Annotated in this window: 2 protein-coding genes, 2 pseudogenes and 1 riboswitch; of the genes and pseudogenes, 2 read left to right on the top strand and 2 right to left on the bottom strand. The window is 63.2% G+C overall.

Annotated features, from left to right (window positions below; translation table 11 throughout):
* The first annotated feature begins 11 nt into the window (after positions 1 to 11).
* Positions 12 to 1,288, top strand: a pseudogene (locus WAN71_RS21865) (cation:proton antiporter).
* A gap of 290 nt (positions 1,289 to 1,578) precedes the next feature.
* Complete coding sequence (locus WAN71_RS21860; protein ID WP_422227333.1) at positions 1,579 to 2,415, top strand: DUF4436 domain-containing protein; 837 nt, start codon at positions 1,579 to 1,581, stop codon at positions 2,413 to 2,415.
* Positions 2,416 to 2,422: 7 nt separating this feature from the next.
* Here WAN71_RS21860 and WAN71_RS21855 read toward each other — a convergent pair whose 3' ends face one another.
* Both WAN71_RS21855 and WAN71_RS21850 read right to left on the bottom strand, forming a co-directional pair.
* Entirely contained in the window at positions 2,423 to 3,931 is a 1,509-nt protein-coding gene (locus WAN71_RS21855; protein WP_422227332.1) for a stealth family protein, read from the bottom strand.
* A 76-nt stretch (positions 3,932 to 4,007) separates the two neighbouring features.
* Positions 4,008 to 4,182, bottom strand: a riboswitch (M-box (ykoK) riboswitch).
* A gap of 75 nt (positions 4,183 to 4,257) precedes the next feature.
* A pseudogene (locus tag WAN71_RS21850) lies at positions 4,258 to 4,789 on the bottom strand (hypothetical protein); the annotation flags it as partial.

The following is a 4,789-nucleotide window of genomic DNA, read 5'->3' as shown; positions in this document are numbered from 1 at the left end:
GGGGAGAATCGATGCCGCTCGGTAACGTGCTGCAAGCACTGATCATGCTGGCCGCTGTCTTGGTCGGCTCAGTGCTCGTCGGAAACCTGTTCCGTCGGATTAAGCAGCCCGCGGTCGTCGGTGTAATCGCTTTCGGCCTTCTGCTCGGCACAATTCTGGCCGTGCTGCCTCATTCCATGAAGTCGGTGTTACTTTCGGCGACCTCGAAATCCCTCATCGACGACGTGGGCCAAGCTGGCCTCTTGTTACTGTTGTTCCTGGTCGGAATTGAGCTGCGTAGCTACAGCAAACAACAAAGCGAGCGGTCGCCACTCTGGCAACTGGTGCCCTGCGTGCTGATTCCGGTCGTCGTCTGCGCAGCGGCAGCTTTCCCCTTCGCGCACCAACTGATTGGCCCAGACCACAATCCGCTGCATGTGTGGTTGTTCATCGGTGTGGCGCTGAGCGTCACCGCCGTTCCGGTTCTCGTGCTGATTATCAAAGATCTTGGGGTCCCGGCGCCCATCCCGGGGGTCGCGCTGCGAATTGCCGTCGCGACCGATGCGGCGGCATGGGCACTGGTGACCGTGTTGATCCTGCTGACCACAGACTTGAGCACGGTCTCGGTGCCTGCCCTTTGTGTGGGCGTCGCGTTGCTGTTCACAGTGATGTTCGTGCTGCCGCGGCTCCTCCGGCGGTGGTCCCAGGTCCACCGGTTGAGTGCTGCTCCGTTTGTGGTGGCGGTGTTCGCTTACGTGCTTGTCGGTGCGGCAGCAACGCAGGTGTTCGGCCTCCACCCGCTCTCGGTGCCGTGCTTGCCGGCCTGTTCTTCCCCGCAGGGCTGGCCAATGAGGCATCGCAGCGGGCCATAGCCACGGTTGCTGACATGCTCATTCCCGCGTTCTTCGTTTCGAGCGCGCTGTCTGTGCCGCTGCAGGTTCTGGCGGATCTGTTCCGATGGAACGGTCTGGCGTGCCTGCTGACCCTGACCGTCGCCGCTTCCGGTTCAAAGTTCGCGGTCGGTCTGGTGGCCGGCAGAATGCAACGCTGGCCACTTTCCACCTCAGCCGAACTTGGCGTCTTACTGAACTGCCGCGGCGTCACCGAACTCGCCATTGCGTCGATCGGTCTCCAAGCCCACCTGATCGGTCCCTACGCGTTTGCGATGCTGTGTGCGCTTGCCATCGTGACCACCGCAGCGACGGCTCCGCTGTACACCGCGATCAACAACCGCGCGCGCCTTCGCACCTCACCCGCGGACGTCCAGCAAGTGATGAGTGACGTTGACTCATCAAAAGTCCCGGCATAACGACACCTTGTTGTCCACGTGAGCACCTTTTTCTTTCGACAGGAGGTTCCCTTGCCCACTGAGTTCACCAGTGGCGACGAGCATGGCGTAACGGCCACAAGGCGCGCCTCTTGCGCCGGTGTGTGGCGCGGCCACAAGGCGCTACCACTGGTGGAACGGTGAAAAATACCTCGCCCCCTCTCGTCGCACCTCGTCCTGGGATCGATCCCGAGGACATAGTTGTTTGGAAATTCGACAACAGGGGCGAGCGCCCGCCGCCAAAGGCGGGCGGTCGCCGGTGGAAGCCGCGTATGAGACTCGCCGTCATCGCGCTGGTGCTTGTTGCCTGCGCAATGATCACGTCGGTCGTACTGTACGTCGATGGCGCAGCGTCCCAACGTATTCCAGTTCACGGGGCGCCCACCAGCGGCGGCACAACTGTGACGCTGGACGTGGTAAGCATCTCGAACACCTACAACGAGCTCGTCGCCGACCTCATCATTAGGCCCGGACCTGCGTTGGTGGATCCGACGACCGACAGTCTCAAGCAAGACCTCACTGTGGCAGTAACATCCGTGACGACGCCGGTCAGGCGCACATATTCCAAAGGCATGTTGCCCGGTGTTTTCCCTGTTCCGCTGACCTTGGCGCGCGACGTCGAACGCTGGCCGTTCGATACGTACTACACCGGACCGATCACGGTTACCCTCTTTACCGGCGCGGCTCAAACGCCGGAACGCGCCAACGTGACATTCGTCGATCGGCTGGCCGGCTGGAAAGTCGACGTGGCTCGCGCAAATGCCAATCCGATAGCACCTTACGAAGTCCAATTGCAGCGCTCACCGAGCACCATGCTCTTCGCAATCACCATCCTGTGCATTTTCGTCGCGATCGCGGCAGTCGGCTTATTCGTTGCGATTCAGACGATTCGCGACCCACGCAGGTTTCAGTCGCCGATGACAACCTGGTACGCGGCGATGCTGTTTGCGGTTGTACCGCTGAGAAACGCACTTCCGGGCTCGCCGGCGTTCGGAAGCTGGATCGATCTCACGATCGTGTTGTGGGTGCTGGTCGCTTTGGTGGTCTCGATGCTGCTCTATATCGCGGCCTGGTGGCGAGCGACATCTAGGAGCTCAGCGCACAGGTAGCTGGCGATCACTCGTCTCCGGCTGTTCGCTCCCACGGCGCGGGCACGGGGAAGTACCTCTCCAGGAACTCACCGACGACATCGGCCCGCTCCCGGGCACTCATCTCGGGGAAGCTGCCGTCGTTGAGGCAAAAGAAGTCAAAATTGCGCTTCTTCAGCAACTTCGGCAATTTCTCCAGTCCGGAGCGCAGCGTGGTAGCGACGTAGAGCACCTTCGCCGACTCATGCTGCACCGCACGCCCGGTCATCAACGCATAGTAGTGGTACAGCGAGTTGGTCACCGAGATGTCCGTGCTCGCGCGGAAGCGGCTGGCCTGAGTGCGCGCGAAGTCGGTCGCAAACTCGCGCTCCAGTTCGCACAGCACGCTCTTGCGCAGCGGCGCAGCGGTGTGCTCGAGGTGACGGGTGATGATCTTCCCGAACCTCTCCCACAACAGCTGCCGGTTGACGCGTGCAGCGTTCTCGAATCCGCTGCGCTCGGCGTGGTTGGGCCCCAGCCCGATCCGCGTGCCCGCCTCGATGAACTTCGTCACTCCGCCCGGTGAGAAGAACGTGGTCGGGGACAGCGCCCGGCCGAAGAACATATCGTCGTTGGAGTACAGGAAATGCTCTGTGAGGCCAGGGATGTGGTGCAGCTGGGTCTCCACTGCGTGGCTGTTGTACACCGGCAGCGCCGACAGGTCGGTGAAGTGATCCGAGGCACGCACGATGGTGACTTTGGGGTGGGGTGCAAGCCACTCGGGAACCGGCGAGTCCGTCACGATGAAGATCCGCCGCACCCAGGGCGCAAACGCATGCACCGAACGAAGCGCGTACTTCAGTTCGTCGATCTGCCGGATCCGCGCGTCGGCGTCGTCGCCTTCGCCGACAACGTGATTCGCCATCGCTGCCGCGCGCCGTGCCCGGAACTCGGGGTCGTTGCCGTCCACCCAGGAGAACACCATGTCGATGTCGAACGTCACATCGCCAGCGTGTGGGGTGAACATCCCGGCGATCGTCGGCCAGGTGCGGCCGTGCAGTTCGACTTCTGCGTACACAATCTCGCTGCACGGCAAGGCCTTCCGAGTAAGCGAGTTCTCGATCGGGCAGATCGCCTGCTCGCCGTCGAATACCCAGAACTGCAGCTCCACCCCGGCGGAGGCGCCGTAACGCAGGCCGGAGCGCGGGCATTCGCGCCGCCGAAACACCCGCAGCAGCCGCGGGTCCGGGTCGGAGGACAGCAGACCGTCGCCCAGGTATACCGAGGTGCGCCCAGTCCCGTCGAGGATCTTGGCACGCAGCGGCGCTTCGAGGCATGCGGACATCAGCGCTTCGGCGACTCGTGCACGCAGGCCGATATCAACGACGAGCGCTGGACGCCCGTCGGCGCCGCGGATGAGCAGGAATGGAATTCCCGCCGTCTCCAATTCTGCGCGGATGAACAAAAGGTCTTGCGCCATCGCCTCATAAGGAGTCAGGCGCAGCCCATCGGATGAGCCGGCCAAGTTGACACGGGCGACGTCGATCATGCTGGTCATGGGAGCACCTGCCTTCCCTACTCGTTGTCGGTCAAGACGCGCACAAAGAGGGACCCGCGGACCGGTGGAGCGGCGACGATGCCCTCACACGTTGAGCTTTGGCACTGAACGACGTATCCCCGCAGAGCTGGGAAAGCCACTTGGGACCACCCCTTAAGCCGGGGAGATCTGTCCTGATCTTGGGCGTCTCTCGACGTCGTCAGATCAGTGGCCTGTGTTCGCTTCAGAAGCCTCGCCTAACGAGGTGCTTAGCTAGCGTAGCTCCGAATCCCGCTTCCGGCAACGCGACTGTGTACAGGTAGCGGAATGGCCTCGGTCACAAGTTATTAAGACTCTGCAGGGCTGGGCGCCTCGCCGAATCGGCTCAGCGCCAGCGTTGCGGCAACCGCTATGACGAATCCGGCCACCACCATCCAGCTCAGGCCCTCGCGAGTCTGGTCGCCGAGCCACGCCACCCCGACAAGCGCTGGGCCAACAGTTTCACCTACCACCATCCCGGCGACGGCAGTGGTCACCGATCCGCGGCTCAAGGCGGAGGTAAGCAGCAGAAACCCAGCCGCTCCCCCTGCGATCAGCGCGTATAACGCGGGGTTGGTGTAGAAAGCGGCCTTGGTCGGATCGATCGGATCGATCAGGCGGACCGCGACCTCGACGACCCCGAAGCCGCCGCCGGCCCCCAGTCCCAGGACAAGCGCGCGGGAGCGGTCGCCCAAGCGGCCTGCCGCCGCGCCGGCGATGAACAACACGGCGACCACCGCCAGCAGCGCCCAGCCGAGTCCGGCCGGCCCGCGCTGGGTACCTTCGTGGCCGGCGGCAAGGCCGAGCATCGCAAGGCTCAGGCACACCACGCCCACCGCT

This window comes from Mycobacterium sp., from assembly GCF_049280035.1.
Lineage (GTDB): Bacteria > Actinomycetota > Actinomycetes > Mycobacteriales > Mycobacteriaceae > Mycobacterium.
Note: the sequence above shows the minus strand (reverse complement) of the source record. Positions and strands in the feature narration are given on the sequence as shown.

Coding starts and splice junctions, on each gene's coding strand:
- WAN71_RS21860 (WP_422227333.1), top strand. CDS start 1,579: ATGAGACTCGCCGTCATCGCGCTGGTGCTTGTTGCCTGCGCAATGATC.
- WAN71_RS21855 (WP_422227332.1), bottom strand. CDS start 3,931: ATGACCAGCATGATCGACGTCGCCCGTGTCAACTTGGCCGGCTCATCC.